Source organism: Streptomyces sp. NPDC088553, from assembly GCF_044752965.1.
Lineage (GTDB): Bacteria > Actinomycetota > Actinomycetes > Streptomycetales > Streptomycetaceae > Streptomyces.
The window spans coordinates 200,533-217,995 of sequence record NZ_JBIVMG010000006.1; the positions used below are offsets into that span (position 1 = coordinate 200,533).

Annotated in this window: 20 protein-coding genes; 9 read left to right on the forward strand and 11 right to left on the reverse strand. The window is 69.6% G+C overall.

What is annotated here, in order from left to right:
- Positions 1-13: 13 nt before the first annotated feature.
- The 4 genes from ACIP8Z_RS21485 to ACIP8Z_RS21500 all read right to left on the reverse strand — a co-directional run bounded on the left by ACIP8Z_RS21485 (position 14) and on the right by ACIP8Z_RS21500 (position 2,331).
- Positions 14-457: an SsgA family sporulation/cell division regulator gene (locus ACIP8Z_RS21485; RefSeq protein ID WP_055599121.1), complete on the reverse strand. Its 444-nt coding sequence runs from the start codon at positions 455-457 to the stop codon at positions 14-16.
- A gap of 138 nt (positions 458-595) precedes the next feature.
- Positions 596-1,333: an IclR family transcriptional regulator gene (locus ACIP8Z_RS21490; protein WP_402086514.1), complete on the reverse strand. Its 738-nt coding sequence runs from the start codon at positions 1,331-1,333 to the stop codon at positions 596-598.
- Positions 1,334-1,603: 270 nt separating this feature from the next.
- A complete protein-coding gene (locus tag ACIP8Z_RS21495) occupies positions 1,604-1,822 on the reverse strand; it encodes a DUF5326 family protein (protein WP_187621992.1) in 219 nt (72 codons plus the stop codon).
- Between the two features lie 191 nt (positions 1,823-2,013).
- Positions 2,014-2,331, reverse strand: a complete 318-nt coding sequence (locus ACIP8Z_RS21500; RefSeq protein ID WP_030204915.1) for a cupin domain-containing protein — start codon at positions 2,329-2,331, stop codon at positions 2,014-2,016.
- 51 nt (positions 2,332-2,382) lie between these two features.
- Between ACIP8Z_RS21500 and ACIP8Z_RS21505 the strand changes: the two genes are divergently transcribed.
- The 5 genes from ACIP8Z_RS21505 to ACIP8Z_RS21525 all read left to right on the forward strand — a co-directional run bounded on the left by ACIP8Z_RS21505 (position 2,383) and on the right by ACIP8Z_RS21525 (position 6,212).
- On the forward strand, positions 2,383-2,760 hold the full coding sequence (locus ACIP8Z_RS21505; protein WP_402085671.1) for a phage holin family protein: 378 nt from the start codon (positions 2,383-2,385) through the stop codon (positions 2,758-2,760).
- Positions 2,761-2,769: 9 nt separating this feature from the next.
- On the forward strand, positions 2,770-3,261 hold the full coding sequence (locus tag ACIP8Z_RS21510; RefSeq protein WP_402085673.1) for a low molecular weight protein-tyrosine-phosphatase: 492 nt from the start codon (positions 2,770-2,772) through the stop codon (positions 3,259-3,261).
- Positions 3,258-4,391 carry a cystathionine gamma-lyase gene (locus ACIP8Z_RS21515; protein WP_402085676.1) on the forward strand — a complete coding sequence of 378 codons (1,134 nt, stop codon included), beginning with the start codon at positions 3,258-3,260 and terminating at the stop codon, positions 4,389-4,391. The genes ACIP8Z_RS21510 and ACIP8Z_RS21515 overlap by 4 nt, the downstream gene beginning before the upstream one ends.
- A 348-nt stretch (positions 4,392-4,739) precedes the next feature.
- On the forward strand, positions 4,740-5,636 hold the full coding sequence (locus ACIP8Z_RS21520) for a LysR family transcriptional regulator (RefSeq protein WP_402085678.1): 897 nt from the start codon (positions 4,740-4,742) through the stop codon (positions 5,634-5,636).
- A 96-nt stretch (positions 5,637-5,732) separates the two neighbouring features.
- The gene (locus tag ACIP8Z_RS21525) at positions 5,733-6,212 is read left to right on the forward strand and encodes an NUDIX hydrolase (RefSeq protein ID WP_319316456.1); all 480 of its coding nucleotides are present in this window, start codon (positions 5,733-5,735) and stop codon (positions 6,210-6,212) included.
- Here the strand turns inward: ACIP8Z_RS21525 and ACIP8Z_RS21530 are convergent.
- Positions 6,155-7,444: a globin domain-containing protein gene (locus ACIP8Z_RS21530; RefSeq protein ID WP_402086517.1), complete on the reverse strand. Its 1,290-nt coding sequence runs from the start codon at positions 7,442-7,444 to the stop codon at positions 6,155-6,157. The two genes, ACIP8Z_RS21525 and ACIP8Z_RS21530, sit on opposite strands and share 58 nt — an antisense overlap.
- Before the next feature lie 109 nt (positions 7,445-7,553).
- Positions 7,554-8,210, reverse strand: coding sequence for an HAD family hydrolase (locus tag ACIP8Z_RS21535; protein ID WP_402085680.1), 657 nt, complete (start codon positions 8,208-8,210; stop codon positions 7,554-7,556).
- Positions 8,211-8,371: 161 nt separating this feature from the next.
- On the opposite strand from ACIP8Z_RS21535, the gene ACIP8Z_RS21540 reads away from it, so the two are divergent.
- From ACIP8Z_RS21540 to ACIP8Z_RS21550, 3 genes are all read left to right on the forward strand, one after another.
- Positions 8,372-9,235, forward strand: coding sequence for a GNAT family N-acetyltransferase (locus ACIP8Z_RS21540; protein WP_402085683.1), 864 nt, complete (start codon positions 8,372-8,374; stop codon positions 9,233-9,235).
- 152 nt (positions 9,236-9,387) lie between these two features.
- The gene (locus tag ACIP8Z_RS21545) at positions 9,388-9,846 is read left to right on the forward strand and encodes a MarR family winged helix-turn-helix transcriptional regulator (protein WP_402085686.1); all 459 of its coding nucleotides are present in this window, start codon (positions 9,388-9,390) and stop codon (positions 9,844-9,846) included.
- A 71-nt stretch (positions 9,847-9,917) separates the two neighbouring features.
- On the forward strand, positions 9,918-10,370 hold the full coding sequence (locus ACIP8Z_RS21550; RefSeq protein ID WP_402085688.1) for a GNAT family N-acetyltransferase: 453 nt from the start codon (positions 9,918-9,920) through the stop codon (positions 10,368-10,370).
- Positions 10,371-10,457: 87 nt separating this feature from the next.
- Here ACIP8Z_RS21550 and ACIP8Z_RS21555 read toward each other — a convergent pair whose 3' ends face one another.
- Entirely contained in the window at positions 10,458-11,840 is a 1,383-nt protein-coding gene (locus tag ACIP8Z_RS21555; protein ID WP_402085691.1) for a serine hydrolase domain-containing protein, read from the reverse strand.
- A gap of 118 nt (positions 11,841-11,958) precedes the next feature.
- Here ACIP8Z_RS21555 and ACIP8Z_RS21560 point away from each other — a divergent pair, with 118 nt between their 5' ends.
- The gene (locus tag ACIP8Z_RS21560; protein ID WP_402085694.1) at positions 11,959-12,816 is read left to right on the forward strand and encodes an alpha/beta fold hydrolase; all 858 of its coding nucleotides are present in this window, start codon (positions 11,959-11,961) and stop codon (positions 12,814-12,816) included.
- Between the two features lie 141 nt (positions 12,817-12,957).
- Here the strand turns inward: ACIP8Z_RS21560 and ACIP8Z_RS21565 are convergent, their stop codons facing one another.
- From ACIP8Z_RS21565 to dnaB, 4 genes are all read right to left on the reverse strand, one after another.
- A complete protein-coding gene (locus ACIP8Z_RS21565) occupies positions 12,958-13,800 on the reverse strand; it encodes an alpha/beta fold hydrolase (protein WP_402085697.1) in 843 nt (280 codons plus the stop codon).
- Positions 13,797-14,390, reverse strand: coding sequence for a TetR/AcrR family transcriptional regulator (locus ACIP8Z_RS21570; protein WP_055599088.1), 594 nt, complete (start codon positions 14,388-14,390; stop codon positions 13,797-13,799). Before ACIP8Z_RS21570 ends, ACIP8Z_RS21565 begins: the two co-directional genes overlap by 4 nt.
- Before the next feature lie 296 nt (positions 14,391-14,686).
- The gene (locus ACIP8Z_RS21575) at positions 14,687-15,343 is read right to left on the reverse strand and encodes a M15 family metallopeptidase (protein WP_402085700.1); all 657 of its coding nucleotides are present in this window, start codon (positions 15,341-15,343) and stop codon (positions 14,687-14,689) included.
- A gap of 256 nt (positions 15,344-15,599) precedes the next feature.
- Complete coding sequence (gene dnaB, locus ACIP8Z_RS21580) at positions 15,600-17,084, reverse strand: replicative DNA helicase (RefSeq protein WP_078944679.1); 1,485 nt, start codon at positions 17,082-17,084, stop codon at positions 15,600-15,602.
- Between the last annotated feature and the right edge of the window lie 379 nt (positions 17,085-17,463).

A 17,463-nucleotide genomic window follows, 5' to 3' on the forward strand; every position in this document is an offset into this window, starting at 1 on the left:
ACGGGCCGCCGACTCAGGCGGCCGGACCCGCGTTCTCCTCGGCCAGAATCCGGCCCAGGGCGGCCTCCAGATTGTCCTCGAAGTCACCGAGTGTCCGTTCCTGGCCGAGTGGCACCAGTTTGTCGGTACGGTCGAGGAACGCGACCAACGGCGGTGCGCTCGCCCGGAACAGGGCTCGATCGCCGCCGACCTGGAGCCGGATGGAGACGTCCGAGAGGCCCTCGGGCTCCGTCGGGGCAATGTGCACATCGCCGTCCCCGCTCGGCCGGTTGATCCCGTCGAGCAGCAGCTCCCTGCCGAACGCCCAGGTCACAGGTGCGTCCCCGGGGAGGTGGAAGGTCATCCGCACCGCATAGGGATCGCGGGTCTCGTATCGGAGTTCAACCGGGATCTTGAAGGAGAGCTCCTCGGAGACGAGGAAGCTCATCAGGACCTCGGCCTGAACCGACTCTCGCATCATGTACCCCGCAGTAGATGAAGCAGTTGTGTAAACACAGCTGCTGAAAGCTGTGACCGAAACGGCCAGGAATGATCCCCCGTGGCCCTCTTGACGCAATCGTGCTGTAAGCACTAGCAGATCACAAGGAGTGATTTTTCAGATACTGATAGAGAACGCGAGTGAACTGAAGAGCCTCCCGATCTCTGTACGTAGCTGCTCGACTGCTGGGAGCAACCGTTCTTCCTGGTGGAGGGGGAGGGAAATGGCCATTGCGGCCGCCGTGGAACCCGCGGTGATGGGGATTGCGGCACAGACCGTGCCGAGCGCATATTCCTGACGCTCTACCAGGGGCTCCATTCGCCCCAAACCGCCCAAACGCTCCAAAAGCGCACGACGGTTACGCAGCGTGTACGGAGTGATGGCTTCCACCGGATGGCGGTCAAGGTGGTCTTGACGAGATTTCAGATCGAGTTGACTCAACAGGCACTGCCCGATCGCATGGGCGTGACCGGTCTCGCGGAAATCGGCCCATTCCTCCACCGCGGGAGCGGAAGGGGTGTCGGCCACAGCGATGAGTTCGATCTCCCCCTCGCGATAGAGGGCGAAGTAGACCGGCACTCCGATCGCGTCCCGCCAGCGGGCAAGGGAGTCTTCGATCTTGATGCGACGATTCTGCACATCTCCGCCGCCGGCCAGTCGGACCGCGGCGTCGCCAAGGACGAACACACCCTTCTCGCGGACCAGATAGCCCTCGTGCGTCAGGGTGCGGAGCAGGTGGTACGTGGTGGGGAGCGGAAGGCCCGTCTCACGGGCGAGTTGCTTGGCCGGGGCGCCTTCCGCATGGGAGGACACGGCCTCCAGAAGTCTCAGCGCGCGCTGCACCGAGCCGATCAGGGTAGGCGCAGCCGTCTGCGTAGCCGTGGCCAAAGGTCACCCCCAGGCGTGACGACGGATGCAGTGCACCCGCCCGCGGGGGCCGCCCCCGCGCGCCCGCCGGGCCTGGGAAACCGCTGGTCAGTACGGAGGTCTACGCCTGTAGTCCCCAACGCGGCGGAGGGATTCCACTCTAGTGGCAGCTCCTGGGCCCGCGCCCTGATTCGACCAGCGCGTTCCCCCGGCCGGGCTAATACCCTCCGTCGGCTTCATACCGATCGGTAGCTTGTGCTACCACTCCTCGCGCGACCGGTCCGAGGAGCTGAACTTCCGTACGACGTAGATCAGTCCGGCGACGAGGGCCACGAAGAGCAGCACCTTGAAGAGCAGTCCGACCACGAAGGCCAGGACGCTGGTGATCAGTCCGCCGAAGACGAGCAGTGCGAGCACGGGTATGGCGACCCACTTGACCCACCACGGCATCCCCGCGAGAACCTCCTGTACGGCCATCGTCCTCTCCCTCGCTCTCGAAGTCCTGTTCCGCACACTCCGCGCCGAACACCCTCAAGGCTAGGTTCCGGAAGACGCGCACGGGGGCTCCGCGGCCCCCGCTCTCCCCTGATCCGCCCCCTAGGGGCTCCGCCGGTCCGACCCTCAGGCCTCCGGCGGGCCGGCTCTCGGAGGATCAGGCCTCCGGCGCGTCAGCTCTCCGGCGGGGAGAAGACCACCATCACCCGCAGGTCCTCGCTGATGTGGTGGAACTTGTGCTCCACCCCGGCCGGCACATAGACCACGCTGCCACGCGCCACCTGGGTCGTCTCCGTCCCCACCGTGATCGCCGCCCGGCCGCTCACCACGAAGTACACCTCGTCCTGGCGGTGCGGCTGCTGCGGGTCGAGCTCCCCGGCGTCCAGCGCGTACAGGCCCACCGACATGTTCCGCTCCCGCAGGAACTGGAGGTACGCGCCCTTGTTCGCGGCACGCTCCGCCTCCAGTTCATCCAGTCGGAATGCCTTCATCGCCTGTCAGCCCCTGCCGTCGGCCCGATCGTGTCTGCCACGATCAGACACATGATGAATTTCGTAGTCAAGACGCTCGCCAACGCGGGCGCCCTGGGAGTGGCCATCTGGCTGGTCCAGGACATCACGCTGACCGGTGACAGCACCGGAAACAAGGCCCTCACCCTCATTCTCGTCGCCCTGGTCTTCGGGCTCGTGAACTTCTTGGTCAAGCCGATCGTCCAACTGCTGACGCTCCCGCTCTTCATTCTGACGCTCGGCCTGATCACCCTCGTGGTCAACGCCCTGATGCTGCTCCTCACGTCCTGGCTGGCCGAGCAGTTCGACCTCAGTTTCCACGTGGAGGGCTTCTGGACCGCCGTCCTCGGCGGCCTGATCATCTCCGTCGTCTCGTGGGCGCTGAACGTCGTGCTCCCCGACGGCGACTGAGGACAGACCGTGACCTACCGCGTCTGCTTCGTCTGCACCGGCAACATCTGCCGCTCGCCGATGGCCGAGCACGTCTTCCGCAGACACGTGGAGGACGCCGGCCTCGCCGGACTGGTGGAGGTCGACAGCGCCGGAACCGGAGGCTGGCACGAGGGCGACGGCGCCGACCCGCGCACGGTCGCCGTCCTCGAGGAGAACGGCTACACCTCGGCGCACACCGCCCGCCAGTTCCGGCCCTCCTGGTTTTCCGCCCTCGATTTGGTGATCGCGCTGGACGAAGGACATCTGCGAGAGCTCCGCGAGCTCGCCCGGACGCCTGAAGAGGCGGCGCGGATACGACTGCTGCGCTCCTACGACCCGGCCGCCGGGGACGGCCTCGACGTCCCCGACCCGTACTACGGGGGCCGCGAGGGCTTCGAGGAGTGCCTGGAGATGGTGGAGGCCGCGAGCGGAGAACTGCTCGCGGCCGTACGCCGTGAACTGGAGGAACGGACACCGTGACCGACAAGCACTACGGCGACGGCACACGCGCGGTCCGGGCAGGGCTGCCCGAACCCGTGAAGTACGAGCCGACCCTGCCGGGGCCGGTCTTCGCCGCCCACTTCCATCTGCCGGGCGAGCCGACCGGCGGATACGCGTACGGCCGCGACGAGAACCCGACGTGGACGCATCTGGAGCGGGCGATCGGCGAGCTGGAGGCACCGGGGGAGCAGGGCGTCGAGACGCTGGTCTTCGCCTCGGGCATGGCCGCGATCTCCGCCGTCCTCCTCTCGCAGCTGAGGACGGGCGACACCGTGGTGGTGCCCGGCGACGGCTACCAGGCGCTGCCCCTGCTGCACGAGCAGCTGAGGGCGTACGGCATCGAGGTCCGCACCGCGCCCACCGGCGGCGACGGCCAGCTCGCCGTCCTCGAAGGGGCCCGGCTGCTGTGGATCGAGACCCCGTCCAACCCGGGGCTCGACGTCTGCGACATCCGGCGGCTGGTGCGCGAGGCGCATGCCGTGGGGGCGCTCGTGGCCGTCGACAACACGCTCGCCACCCCGCTCGGCCAGCGCCCGCTCGAACTGGGCGCGGACTTCTCCGTCGCCAGCGACACCAAGGGCCTGACCGGGCACGGCGACATCCTGCTCGGTCATGTCAGCTGTCGTGATCCCGAGCGGGCGGCGGAGGTACGACGCTGGCGCAAGGTCGTCGGCGCCATCCCCGGCCCCATGGAGGCCTGGCTCGCCCATCGTTCGCTCGCCACGCTGCAGCTGCGGATCGACCGCCAGTGCTCCACCGCGCTCGCGCTCGCGCAGACCCTCGCGGGGCGCGCGGACGTGACCGGGCTGCGCTACCCGGGGCTGCCCGACGACCCCTCGCACACGGTGGCCGCCCGGCAGATGCGGCGCTTCGGGTCCGTGGTCTCCTTCGAACTGGCGGACCGGAAGCGGGCCGATCGGTTCCTCGACGCGCTGCGGATCGTGGACGACGCGACCAGCTTCGGCGGCGTGCGCTCCACGGCGGAGCGGCGCGGGCGCTGGGGCGGGGACGCGGTCGCGGAGGGCTTCATCCGGTTCTCGGTCGGCGCCGAGGATCCGGAGGACCTGATCGCCGATGTGCTGCGGGCGCTCGACGAGGCCGGGGTGTAGACCGGTCCGGCTCCCGCACCCGACGGGGTGCCGACCCGTCCGGCAGCCGGCCGTTACCGGTGCTGAGCACGGCCCGCGCCGGCGCTGAGCACGACCCGTGCCCGTCCCGGGCACGGTCCGCGCCGGTCCCGGGCGCACAGAACGAGGCGCTCCGAGCCTCCCCCCTCGTGGCTCGGAACGCCTCGGTTCCACGCGCGGAGACCGCCTGACCAAGGCTAGTTGACTGTGCGTCAGTGTCCAATCACGGTAGCGACAGAGACCTATCGACTTATTTATAGTTGGACGGTCCTGAGGCGCAGTCAGCCGACCGCCTGAGTCGAACGGCCGCACGGCCGGGAGGGGGCGGACATGGATCTGGCCCTGCTGCGCACGTTCGTCACGGTGCACCGGGCCGGCTCCTTCACCCGCGCCGCCGCGCTCCTCGGGCTCTCCCAGCCGGCCGTCACCAGCCAGATCCGGACGCTCGAACGACAGCTCGGGCGCCCCCTCTTCCTCAGACAGGCCCGCGGCGTCACGCCGACCACCATCGGCGACGAGCTCGCCCACCGCGCCGCCCCTCATCTGGACGCCCTCGTCGAGATCGCCGGGACCGGCCTCGACGAGGAGAGCGGTGTCCGCACCCTCCATGTCGCCGGTCCCCCGGAGTTCACCGCGCTCCGTGTCCTGCCGGCCCTCACCCCGCTGGTCGGCCAGGGCCTCGCCGTACGGGCGTCGTTCCTCGGAAACACCGAGGAGATCCTGGACGGGCTCGCCGCGGGCCACCACGATCTGGCCGTCGCCACCGCCCGGCCCCGGGGCGGCCTGCTCGTCTCCACCCCGCTCTGCGACGAGGAGTACGTGCTGGTCGCGGCCCCGCGCTGGGCGGCCCGGCTCTCCCCCGACGTCCTGCTCCGCAAGGGCGCGGTGGTCCTGGAGCAGCTGCCGGTGGTCGAGGTGCACGAGTCGCTGCCGTTCGTGGCCCGCTATTGGGCGAGCGTCTTCGAGACCAAGCCGGCGGTCGCCGCCACCGTGATCGCCCCCGATCTGCGCGCCGTCCGGGAGTCCGCGGCCTCCGGCGCCGGACTCGCCGTCCTGCCCCGCTATCTCTGCGAGGAGGCCCTGGAGCAGGGCCGGCTCGTGGCGCTGCTCGATCCTCCCGTCCCTCCGCTGCGGACCTACTTCCTGGTCGTGCGGACGGGGACGCTCGCGCTGTCGCCCATCGCCCGCGCGCACGAGGAACTGCTGCGGGCCGCGGGGGACTGGTGAGTCTCCGCGGGGCGACCGCGACCTTCCGCGGGGACTGGTGAGTTTCCGCCGGGGACGGCGAGTTTCAGGACACCCCGGACGGGCCATTTTCTTCCCATGAACGAACGGCCCGTGATCAAGCGCACCGCACGCGCCATCCTGCTCGACGGGGACGACCTCGTCCTCATCAAGCGCACCAAGCCGGGGATGGACCCCTACTGGCTCACGCCCGGTGGCGGCGTGGAAGCCACCGACGCCACCGTCGTCGAGGCCCTGCACCGCGAGGTCCACGAGGAGCTCGGCGCCAAGATCGTCGATGTGGTGCCCTGCTTCGTCGACACCGTCGAGCACATCGTCGACGGCGGGGTCTCCGGGGTGAAGGTCCAGCACTTCTTCGTGTGCCGCCTGGAGTCCATGGACACCTCCCTGCGGCACGGCCCGGAGATGGACGAACCCGTCGGCGAGTACGAGATCGTCCGGGTGCCCTTCAGCCGGGTCGGCATCGCCGCCGTGCACCTCGTCCCGCTCTCGCTGCGCCACTACCTCGACGGCAACATCGAGGGCGTCCGCGCCATGCACGCCCCCGACCTGGGCTGATCGTCGGCCGTCGGGGCCAGTTCGGCGAGGAAGTCGTGCCGGATGCGCTCCGCGGGGACCCCCGCTCCCCGCAGCGCGTCCACCCCACGACGGACCATGCCGAGCGGCCCCGAGAGATACGCGTCGCGTTCGCTCCAGGAGCCGTAACGGCAGACGGCCTCCGGGAGCCGTCCCTGCTCCTCGGTGACCGGATGGACGGAGAGCCAGGGGAAGGTCTTCTGCAGGCGCAGCATCGTGTCGATGTCGTAGAGGTCGTGGCCGTTGCGGGCCCCGTAGAACACATCGACCGGACGTCTGTCCCCGTGCTCGGCGACGTCCTCGACCAGGGCCTTGATGGGCGCTATCCCGGTGCCGCCTCCCACACAGAGCAGGCCCGTGTCCGTGTCGTGGTCGACGGTCATGGAACCCGCCGGCGGGCCGAGGCGCAGGACGTCCCCGGGGCGCGCCCGGTGGACCAGCGCGTTGGACACCCAGCCGGCCGGAACCGCCTTCACGTGCAGGGAGAGCAGTCCGTCGGGCCGGGGCGCCGAGGCGAACGAGTAGTGACGCCATATGCGCGGCCACCACGGGGTCTCCAGCGTCGTGTACTGCCCCGCGAGGAAGGAGTACGGCTGGTCGGGCCGGAGCGTGACGACGGCGATGTCCGGGGTCCGTAGATCGTGGGAGACCACCTCGGCCTGCCACCAGGCGGGCGCCGAGCGCTCGTCCTCCGCCGCCGCGTCGATCATGATCTGGGAGATCGTCGTGTACGTACGGACCCAGGCCGCCTGCGTCTCCTCGTCCCAGGTCGTCGTCGCGTACCGCGTGAGCGCGCCGATGAGGGCCTCGCCGACGGCCGGGTAGTGGGCGGAGTGGGTGCCGTACTTGCGGTGGCCCCTGCCGAGGTTCTGCAGATACGCGGTGAGCACCGGGGCGTTGTCCATATGCTCCGCCGCGGTGAGCAGGGCCTTCAGGAGCCGGTCCCGCTGGGTGTCCATGGCCGCGGGGAACATCTCGCGCAGCCCCGGGTTCCCGATGAAGAGCAGGGCGTAGAAGTAGGAGGTCACCCGGTCGGCGACCGGCGCGATCTCCGCGAGGGTGCGGCGGACGAGTACAGCGTCGGCGGAGGCTTCCGCAGGTATTCGGGGTTCGTTCCCGTCGTCCGCCGGGCGGCGGGGCCCGGTGCCGCCCCCCGCCGGGCGCTCCGGCCCGTCCCCGTCCTCCGCTGCCCTCGTGGTGGTCGGAGCATCCATCATGTGCCTCGCCCTCGCGCTGGCCGGCTTCCGTGGACGCAGCATGACCCCTCCGAACGCCGCTCCGGAGGGAAAGCGGCGTTCTCGGGCCAAACAGCAGGGTTTCTGACTAAGCTGCGCTGTTTCGGACCAGGGCGTAGGCCTCGCGCAGATCCCCTCCGGCGTAGCTGTGCCGGGCGAGCCCGGCGAGATGGTGGTCCGCGTTCACCGCCACGGTGTCCGGCACGATCGCGAAGAGCTCCGCGTCGGACATCGAGTCGCCATAGGCGACACAGTGGGAGGGGTCCACCCCGTACTCCGCGCAGAGTTCCCGTGCGATCCGCACCTTCGCCCGCGCGTCGAGGATGCCGGGCCGGTGGATCGGCTCGGTGAAGGGGACGGCCGGCCAGAGCGACCCGTGCGCCGCGTCGACACCCCAGTCGAGAAGGCGCTCGACGAAGAAGTCGGGAGAGAGCGAGATGACCGCACAGCGGTCGCCCCGGTCCCGGATGTCGGCCCAGACCTCGCGAATGCCCAGCAGCCAGGGCGCCCCTTCGAAGGCCGCCGCGACGTGTTCCACGGTGAGCGCGGACCACAGCTCGCGGGCCCGGACGGCGAACTCGTCCGGTGTGAGCCCTCGCAGGAGAAAGCTCTTCTCCAGGGCGGCGATCTCCTCGTCGACACCCAGTTGCCGGGAGATCTCCACCGCCGCGGCCGACCCGCGGATCAGGGTGCCGTCGAGGTCGAAGAGGTGCAGTCGCTGCTGTCGCGGTTTCACGTGAAACATCGTCTCCGTCCCACGACATGGAATCAACGCCCTCCTCCGGCCGACTCCCATCGTCCGCCGGTCCCCCGCCGCTTCCCCTCCTGCACCATGCCGCGCACATGTATCGGCCAGATCAGCTAAAGCGGTGGACGGAAGATCACCGCGTCGGCGAGCCTGACACCATGCCGATTTCCCCCTCCTCGCTCGCACAGCTCCCCATCCGGCGCCTCACCGTGGACGACCTCCTCGCCTGCGCCGACCTGTCCGAGAACCGGGGCTGGCCGCGTGAGGAACACAAGTGGGGCCTCCTCCTCGCCGCGGGCACCGGCTACGGCATCGACGACCCTTCCGGAGCCGGGCTGATCACCTGCTCCGTGGTCACGTCGTACGGCCCGGGGCTCGCCGCGATCGGCATGGTGCTCGTCGCCGAGCGGTACGCGCGCCAAGGGGTGGGACGCCGGCTCATGGAGCACGTCCTGGCGGAAGCCGGGGACACTCCGCTCACCCTGCACGCCACGCCGTACGGGCAGCCCCTCTACGAGCAGCTGGGCTTCACGGAGACGGGCCGCGCGGAGATGGTGAGCGGGCGCTTCACGTTCACCGCGCCCGCCCCGGCCGTTCCGGTCCGCCCGGCGACGGCGGAGGACCTCCAGGCGATCCTGCGGCTGGACCACGAGATCTTCGGCCTGGACCGCACCCATGTGATCACCCGGCTACCCGCGTTCGCCGACCACCTCCGGGTCGCGGAGGAGGACGGCGAGATCACCGGCTTCGCGGCGGCCTGGCCCAACATGGACACCCATGTCGTCGGACCCCTGATCGCCCGGGACCCCGCCACGGCCCAGGCCCTGATCGCCTCGCTCGCGGCCGCCACCGACCGCCCGCTGCGCACGGACATCGACGTGCGGCACTCGGCCCTTTTGAGCTGGGTGAAGGAGAACGGTCTCGACGCGATCGCCTCCAACGCGGTGATGGTCCGCTCCCTCCCCGACCTCCCCGGCGACTGGCGCCGCCGCTTCGCTCCCCTGACCGTCGCCGCCGGTTAGGGCGGCGTTCGGTCCGCCCGCCCTGCCTGGCCAGGCTTCAGGGCGGATCAGGTCCACCCGCCCAGATTTACTTGCACACGCGCATTATTGCGTCGCATCGTCTACCCTGGGTCGAGAACCACTCCGCACCGAGGAGAGACCGAGGAGAGACCATGACCGCGACGGACCCCGCACTCACCGCGCTCTCCCAGCGCTGGTGCGCCCTCTCCCTGCTGCACGGCAGGATCGAGTCGCACATCGAGCGCGCCCTGGAGTCGCGGCACGGCCTGAGCGTGCGGGAGTACTCCCTGCTCGACGTCCTCAGCCGCCAGCACAGCGGACCGGGCGGGCACCTCCAGATGAAGCAGGTCGCCGACGCGGTCGTCCTCAGCCAGAGCGCCACCACCCGGCTGGTCACCCGGCTGGAGGACCGGGGTCTGCTCACCCGGTACCTCTGCGCCACCGACCGGCGCGGTATCTACACCGATGTCACCGAATCCGGCCAGAAGCTCCTGGCGGAGGCCCGCCCCACCAACGACAGCGCTCTGCGCGAGGCGCTCGACGAGGCCGCCAAGAACCCTGAGCTGGCCCCGCTGGTCCAGGTCGTGGAAGGCGCGAGCGTTCCCGCCTAGGCACCGGCGGTCCGACCCGCACGGCACGCCCTCGGTGATGCGGCGACATCCCCCGGCGTACCCTGCGGGGCATGAGCGATCTTGAGATACGTCCCGCCACCCCGGAGGACCTCGAAGCCATCGTCGCGATGCTCGCCGACGACCCGCTGGGCGCGCAGCGCGAATCCCCGGACGACCTCGCCCCGTACCTCGTGGCCTTCGAACGCCTGGCGGACGACCCCCAGCAGCACCTCGTCGTGGCCGTCCGCGAGGCCAAGGTCGTCGGCACGCTCCAGCTGACGATCATCCCCGGCCTCTCCCGCCGGGGCGCCACCCGCTCGATCATCGAGGGCGTCCGCATCCACGCCGAGGAGCGCGGCAGCGGCCTGGGCACCCTGCTCATCGAGTGGGCCGTCGAGGAGTCCGGCCGCCAGGGCTGCCGACTCGTCCAGCTGACCTCCGACGTCACCCGCACCGATGCCCACCGCTTCTACGAGCGGCTCGGCTTCGAGGCCTCTCACCTGGGCTTCAAGAAGAACCTCTGAGGCAGCGGAGCACTCGGCCGGCGTGCCGGGACACCACCCCGGCACGCGCTGATCGGGCTTGTTTCACGTGAAACACCGCAGAACGGCTCAGAGACCGCGCCAGCCCGCCTCGTCCACGCCACCCGGCACCACGTCCGCCGGCGCGTACGGCTCCCGCGTGAAGACGAAGGAGCCGAGGTCGAGATGGCTCACGGTGCCGTCGGCGCGCCGCACCGCCCGGAGCGTCTCCCCCTCGTAGTAGCCGTTCAGTCCGAGCCAGCCGCCCTCGGGCAGCGCCCGGAAGCGGGCCCGCCGCCCGGCTCCCCGCAGGGGTTCGAGCACCACACTCCGCTCGGGGCCGATCCGGAGACCGTAGGCGTACGTGCCCCAGTACCAGGGCCCCGTCAGGGCGAGCAGCTCCTCGTCGGCCTCGGCCTCCGGAAGCGGGCGCCAGGGCTCCGGGAACCGCGGTTCCGCCTCCGCCACGATCCGTACGAGATCGGCGGCCACGGCCCCCGTCAGCGGCCCCGAGGTGGCGTTGGCGAGGGCGATCGCCGCCAGCCCGTCCTCCACGCTCACCCAGAGGGCGGCGACGAAGCCGGGCAGCGATCCGGTGTGACCGACCAGGGTCCGGCCGTCCTTGCGGATCAGCTGGAGACCGAGCCCGTAGCCTCCCTCCCAGTCCCCCTCCCCGACCGCGGCGGCCGGGGCCCGCATCTCCGCCACGGAGGCCGCGATGAGCACGCGCTCGTCACCTGCCGCGAGGAAGGCGGCGAAGCGGGCGAGATCCGCCGCCGTCGACCAGAGCTGCCCGGCCGACGCCATCAGCCCGAGGTCCTCGGACGGCTCCGGCAGCATCACATCGGCCCAGGGGTGCACCGCCCAGCCGCCCGCGTGCGGAGCGACCGGATCGAGCGTCGTACGGCTCATCCCGAGCGGCTCCAGGATCTCGCGCCGCAGCGCCTCCTCCCACGGCACTCCCCGCACGGCCTCGATCAGTGAACCGAGCAGCGTGTAACCAGGGTTGGAGTAGTGGTGACGGCGCCCCGGCGCCTGGAGGAAGGGCCGCTCCCCCAGGACGTCGGAGAGCTCCGGCCGCAGTGCGGCGGACGAGCGCTCCCACCACTGACCGGGCGTCTCGGCCGCGAGACCACCACTGTGGCCGAGGAGCTGTGCGATCGTCACCTCCCCGGCACTCGTGCCCTTGAGGTGCCGCTCCAGCGGATCGTCGAGGCCGAGAAGCCCCTCGTCCCGCAGCCGCATCACCAGCACGGCGGTGAACACCTTGGTGATCGACCCGATCCTGAACTGCGTGTCGGCGTCCGGCGCGTGCCCGTCCACACAACTGCGCGAACCGCTCCACACCAGCGCGCCGTCGCGCACCACGGCCCCCACGAAGGAGGGCGCCCGACCCTCGGACTGGGCCACCGCGACGCGATGCAGCAGAGCCCGCTCGGTACCGGGCAGCAGGGCTTCGAAAGTTGTCGTCATGAGCCCCATCCAACGTGATCCTCCGAACGATGGCCTCCGGATTACCGGTGCGCCCTCCGCGTGCCAGGCTGCAGGAACCTTCGTCACAGGTGACGAGACGACGGGAAGGCGGCACCCCATGCGAGGCACCGAACACCTCATCCGGACCAACGGCGTCGAACTGTGCGCCGAGACCTTCGGCGACCCCGCCGGCACGCCCCTCCTCCTCATCCACGGCGCCGGCCACTCGATGCTCGCGTGGGACGAGGAGTTCGTCCGGCGCCTCGTCGCCGGCGGCAGGTGCGTGATCCGCTACGACAGCCGGGACGCGGGCCGCTCCACCGTGTTCCCCGCGGGCGAGCCGCCGTACGACCTAAGCGACCTGGTCACCGATGCCGCCGGGCTGCTCGACGCGCTCCAGCGGCCGTCCGCGGAGATCGTCGGCATGTCCCAGGGCGCGGCCGTCGCCCAGTTGCTCGCCCTCGACCACCCGGACCGGGTCGCCGCGCTCGCCCTCGCGTCCTCGACCCCCGGAGGACCGGGCCACGACCAGCCCGATCTGCCGCCGATCACCGAGGCCCTGCTTGCGGTCTTCGCCGAGGACGCCCCGGTGCCCGACTGGAACGACCGGGCCGCCGTCGTCGACTGGCTCGTCGAGGGCGAGCGTCCCTTCGCCGCCTCCTCACGCCCCTTCGACACCGACGCCACGCGCGCCTGGGCGAGGCGGGTCGTCGACCACGCGCGCGACATCGCCGCGCAGGTCACCAACCCCTTCTTGATCGACGCCGGAGCGCCCTGGAGGGACCGCCTCGGTGCGATCACGGCTCCGACGCTCGTCCTGCACGGCACCGAGGACCCGCTGTTCCCTCTGGAACACGGACGCGCCCTCGCCGCCGAGATCCCCGGCGCCCGATTCCTCGCCCTGGAGCGGACCGGCCACGAGGTGTTCCCCCGCGAGGTCTGGAACGAGGTCGTTCCCGCGCTCCTCGGGCTGTAGGTTCTCCGGTTCGCTGTCATAGGGCGATGCTGTGACCTGCTGTTCTCCCACCTGTCTCAGGCAGTGACGGATGAGTTGAGTCTCAGGTTCGTGGCACTTCGTTCGACCGCCTCCGACGGAGTTCACCAGGTCATGCACGATTCAGATCGAGGCTCCGAGGGCCTTCCGCAGGAGCTCGCCGAACTCTGCGGGGTGCGTGGTCAGTCCGATGTGCCCGCCGGGGAAGGGCTGGAGCTCCGTGCCGAGACGCTCGGCCAGGAAAGCTGCCGAGCGGTGGGGCAGCTCACCGCGTGAGTCCTGGCCACCGGCGATCACGAGACGGTCCGACACCCCCTCCAGCCGACGGATGTCCGGCGCGTAGGACATGAAGCTGGGCACGATCCGACCGACGAAGTACGGCAGGTTGGCCATCGTCCGCTCGGCCCGCGCCGCTGTCCGGGTCGGAAGCTTGATCTCGGCCTCCGGCTCGGTGGTGTCGCCGTCCTTCTTCAGGCCCGCAGCAAACACGGCCATCGCCGGCATGAGCCCCTGGGTACGGAACGTGTCCCGCACCTGTGCGATGAGTGCGCGGTGTTCAGCCGCGTCCGGCAGGACCTCCACCACTGGCGGCTCGTGCACCACAACGCGTGCAATGCGTTCGGGGTGGGCGGTGAGCAGGTGCAGGGCGGCGATCGCGCCCGAACTGGCGCCGAACACTCGGGCGGCCTCGCCGGGCGACAGCAGTTCCAGCATCCGGAACGCGTCATCGGCGTGCTCGGCCACCTGCTGCTCGGCGTCGGGGTCGTCCAGCGTGCTGCGGGACATGCCGCGCGGGTCGTAGGTCGCGACGGTGTATTCGGCGGCCAGGTCTTCGGCGATGCCGTCGAAGGATGCCGCGCCGCCCGTCCCTCCGGGGATCAACAGCAGGAGCGGGCCCTGGCCTCGCACTTCGTAGTGCAGGGTCGCGCCGTTCACACGCAGGCTGCCGATGGTCGGGGCGGTCATGAGGAGTCTCCTTCTCGGAACGGGGGCCAGTGCTCCAGGAGGGTGTGCAGGGCGTCGAGCGCGCGGATCCAGGACTGCTGCGGCGAACGCTCGTGCGCGAAGCCGCCCGCCGCTTCCAGGGCGACGAACCCGTGGAACGTGCTGCGCAGCAACCGGACGGCGTCGGTCAGGTCCGGCTCGGCCAGTCCGTAGCCGCGCAGCATGCTGTAGGTCAGCTCGACCGCCCGTCGTGGTCCGGGCGCCTCTGCGGCCAGCTCGGGGTCGATCTGGATCGGGGTCTGCGTTGCCATGTAGCGGCCCGGATGCTGGTGGGCGTACTCCCGCCAGGCATTCGCGAAGGCGACGAGCGCGTCTTTGCCTGCTCGCCCGGCGGTCGCCTCCGCGATGCGGATGGTCTTCTCGTCCGCCGCCAGCAGGGCGATCCGACCGCGCAGATCCTCCAGGCCGCGGACGTGCGTGTAGAGGCTCGCGTCCTTCACGCCCAGTCGCCGCGCCACCTGCGACATGGTCACGTGGTCGAGCCCGACGTCGTCCGCCAGCTCCGCGCCCGCGACCGTCACCCGCTCCGCTGTCAGCCCGGCCCGCACCATGCACCCTCCCAAGATCCTTGAGATCCTAGTTTTAACCTAGGGGCCCTAGGAAAACAATCGGGGGGGTGCCCGCGACCAGGGCGTCCGCGGGATCACGGACTGCCTTACAAAGGGTGTAGGGTCTCGCGATCGGTGTCATAGCGCATCGCCCTGACCTGCGGCTCTTCAAGCTGTCTCACGTCATGTCATGGCGAGTCTGTCTCAGGGCACGTGTCGTTTCCTCGGTTGCAGGCCGAGGTCTCCGGCCTGCAACCAGAGCGAATTCTTGCGATTCGAAACCTTCGCCAGATCTGCGGTCAGTCGAGTTCCCTGGGCCCGTAGTGGGCGACTTCCGCTCCTGTTTGCAAGGCCCAGTAGCGGTCTCCGTATGACCAGTGCCACCACTCTGTGGGGTAGTTGACCAGGCCTGCAGCGGTGAGCGCAGTGCCCAGGATGTCCCGATGAGAGCGAGCCTCGTCGCTGATGCTCCCGGCCTGCGTGTAACAAGCCCCCGCGCTCTCCTCCGGAGTCGCGTTCATCCGAGTGCCCATCTCAAGCTCGCGCCCGTCGTCACCAGCGAGCGTCAGGTCGACAGCTGCCCCGGCGCTGTGCGGTGCAATCTCGGGCGGAGACACGTAGCGGCTGGCTGCCGAGCGGACCTGTTCAACAGTCCATTCCGGGTGTTCCGCGCGCAGTTGGGCTGCGTATTCGTCGAAGTAGCGACGTTGAAGGGAGGGCGGACGGTATCCCTCGACGAACAGCAGCCGCATTCCTTGAGGCAGCTGCGACTGTGCTTCGAGGAGCCGGTCGAGCACTCCTTCCCGCAGGTGGGCGAAGGCACCGGCGGAGTCTTGCCACTTCCGCTCGTCGACCAGCAAGGAGCGTTCTCGTCGCACGTCTACGAGCCGTTCACCGCACTCGTGGACAGGCACGGCTGCGACCTTCGGGTCGGACATCAGAACTATCTCAGTCATGAATCGATCATCTCGTGGCCTTGCGCCCACCTTCAGTCGGGATCTTCTGGGCGGCCGCGATGACGCTTTTCCCGAATCGGGTGCGGAAATAGCGCTCAACCGGCCCTTTGTCCCGGCCCGTTCGCAGCCGGGCAGGCTGGATCGAGATGCCCATCCGGCGGCAGCCTGAGTGTGAACGGATCGAACGCGAACACATCCAGCCGAGTGCGGAGCGTGAGACTGTGACGCGAAATCTGAGACCCTACACAGGGCGGGATCAGGTCTGAGCCATGTCCACGAAGCGGGAGTAGTGGCCCTGGAAGGCCACGGTGATCGTGGCCGTCGGGCCGTTACGGTGCTTGCCGACGATGATGTCGGCCTCGCCCGCTCGCGGTGACTCCTTCTCGTACGCGTCCTCGCGGTGCAGCAGGATGACCATGTCCGCGTCCTGCTCGATCGAGCCGGACTCACGCAGGTCGGAGACCATCGGCTTCTTGTCGGTGCGCTGCTCGGGGCCACGGTTCAGCTGGGAGAGCGCGATCACCGGCAGCTCCAGCTCCTTGGCGAGGAGCTTCAGGTTTCGCGACATGTCGGAGACCTCTTGCTGACGGCTCTCCTGCCGCTTCGAACCACCGGACTGCATCAGCTGCAGATAGTCGATGATGACGAGCTTGAGCCCGTTGCGCTGCTTGAGCCGGCGGCACTTCGCCCGGATCTCCATCATCGACAGGTTCGGGGAGTCGTCGATGTAGAGCGGGGCCTGGGAGACGTCCGGCATCCGGCGGGCGAGCCGGGTCCAGTCCTCGTCGGTCATCGTGCCGGAGCGCATGTGATGCAGCGCGACCCGGGCCTCCGCCGAGAGCAGACGCATCGCGATCTCGTTGCGGCCCATTTCGAGGGAGAAGATGACGCTGGGCAGGTTGTGCTTGATGGACGCCGCACGCGCGAAGTCCAGGGCGAGGGTCGACTTACCCATGGCGGGACGCGCCGCGATGATGATCATCTGACCGGGGTGCAGACCGTTGGTGAGCGAGTCCAGGTCGGTGAAGCCGGTGGGCACACCGGTCATCTCACCGCTGCGGGAGCCGATCGCCTCGATCTCGTCGAGCGCCCCCTCCATGATGTCGCCGAGCGGCAGATAGTCCTCGGTGGTCCGCTGCTCGGTGACCGCGTAGATCTCGGCCTGGGCCGAGTTCACGATCTCGTCGACGTCTCCGTCGGCCGCGTAGCCCATCTGCGTGATCTTGGTACCGGCCTCGACGAGGCGGCGCAGGACGGCCCGCTCGTGGACGATCTCCGCGTAGTACGAGGCATTGGCCGCCGTCGGTACCGACTGGACCAGGGTGTGCAGGTAGGAGGCACCGCCGACGCGGGTGATCTCGCCGCGCTTCGTGAGCTCGGCACCGACCGTGATCGGGTCGGCCGGCTCACCCTTGGCGTAGAGGTCGAGGATCGCGGCGTAGACGGTCTCGTGGGCGGGCTTGTAGAAGTCGTTGCCCTTGATGATCTCCACGACGTCCGCGATGGCGTCCTTGGAGAGCAGCATGCCGCCGAGGACGGACTGCTCGGCGTCGAGGTCCTGCGGGGGAACCCGCTCGAAGCCGGAGAGCCCTCCGTCCCAGGGACCGCCTTCACCGCCCCGCTCGTGCTGGTCGTCCCGTCCGCGGCCGCGACCGCGCCCCTCGCCTCGGGTACGGGTGGGCAGTCGGTCGCTCGGTCCGCTGTCGGCCCAAGGGTCGTCCAGGGGCTCGGGAATGCTCACCAAGCACCTCCTCCCGTCCGCTCCGCGGACCTCGCCATGCCACTCTTTCTTACGCCACGGGCTTGATCAACGAGTGGCTTTGCGACCGCTTCTGGCGCGTCGGGCGCCGGACCACGGTAGGCCCGTGAGAGGCGTCAGCCAATCTGGTTATCCACAGGCCCTGTGGGTGAAGGGCCTCAGCCTGTGGAGAACTCGCCGGAACCTGTGCACGGACCGGGGGACAGCCATGTGGACAAACTCATAGACCCCCTAGCCCCACGGTTCTGACCTGCACTTTCCCCATCCACGGGCTGTGGGGGAGAAAAACTTTTCTCCCTGGACCAAGATCAGAACAAACGACCCACACCCGAAGCGCCTTGCCCCCGACAAGTAAGGATCA

Excerpts from the sequence above, each read along its gene's own strand:
- ACIP8Z_RS21485 (WP_055599121.1), bottom strand. The coding sequence starts at position 457 with ATGCGAGAGTCGGTTCAGGCCGAGGTCCTGATGAGCTTCCTCGTCTCC.
- ACIP8Z_RS21495 (WP_187621992.1), bottom strand. The coding sequence starts at position 1,822 with ATGGCCGTACAGGAGGTTCTCGCGGGGATGCCGTGGTGGGTCAAGTGG.
- ACIP8Z_RS21500 (WP_030204915.1), bottom strand. The coding sequence starts at position 2,331 with ATGAAGGCATTCCGACTGGATGAACTGGAGGCGGAGCGTGCCGCGAAC.
- ACIP8Z_RS21505 (WP_402085671.1), top strand. The coding sequence starts at position 2,383 with ATGATGAATTTCGTAGTCAAGACGCTCGCCAACGCGGGCGCCCTGGGA.
- ACIP8Z_RS21520 (WP_402085678.1), top strand. The coding sequence starts at position 4,740 with ATGGATCTGGCCCTGCTGCGCACGTTCGTCACGGTGCACCGGGCCGGC.
- ACIP8Z_RS21525 (WP_319316456.1), top strand. The coding sequence starts at position 5,733 with ATGAACGAACGGCCCGTGATCAAGCGCACCGCACGCGCCATCCTGCTC.
- ACIP8Z_RS21530 (WP_402086517.1), bottom strand. The coding sequence starts at position 7,444 with ATGGATGCTCCGACCACCACGAGGGCAGCGGAGGACGGGGACGGGCCG.
- ACIP8Z_RS21535 (WP_402085680.1), bottom strand. The coding sequence starts at position 8,210 with ATGTTTCACGTGAAACCGCGACAGCAGCGACTGCACCTCTTCGACCTC.
- ACIP8Z_RS21540 (WP_402085683.1), top strand. The coding sequence starts at position 8,372 with ATGCCGATTTCCCCCTCCTCGCTCGCACAGCTCCCCATCCGGCGCCTC.
- ACIP8Z_RS21545 (WP_402085686.1), top strand. The coding sequence starts at position 9,388 with ATGACCGCGACGGACCCCGCACTCACCGCGCTCTCCCAGCGCTGGTGC.
- ACIP8Z_RS21550 (WP_402085688.1), top strand. The coding sequence starts at position 9,918 with ATGAGCGATCTTGAGATACGTCCCGCCACCCCGGAGGACCTCGAAGCC.
- ACIP8Z_RS21555 (WP_402085691.1), bottom strand. The coding sequence starts at position 11,840 with ATGACGACAACTTTCGAAGCCCTGCTGCCCGGTACCGAGCGGGCTCTG.
- ACIP8Z_RS21560 (WP_402085694.1), top strand. The coding sequence starts at position 11,959 with ATGCGAGGCACCGAACACCTCATCCGGACCAACGGCGTCGAACTGTGC.
- ACIP8Z_RS21565 (WP_402085697.1), bottom strand. The coding sequence starts at position 13,800 with ATGACCGCCCCGACCATCGGCAGCCTGCGTGTGAACGGCGCGACCCTG.
- ACIP8Z_RS21570 (WP_055599088.1), bottom strand. The coding sequence starts at position 14,390 with ATGGTGCGGGCCGGGCTGACAGCGGAGCGGGTGACGGTCGCGGGCGCG.
- ACIP8Z_RS21575 (WP_402085700.1), bottom strand. The coding sequence starts at position 15,343 with ATGACTGAGATAGTTCTGATGTCCGACCCGAAGGTCGCAGCCGTGCCT.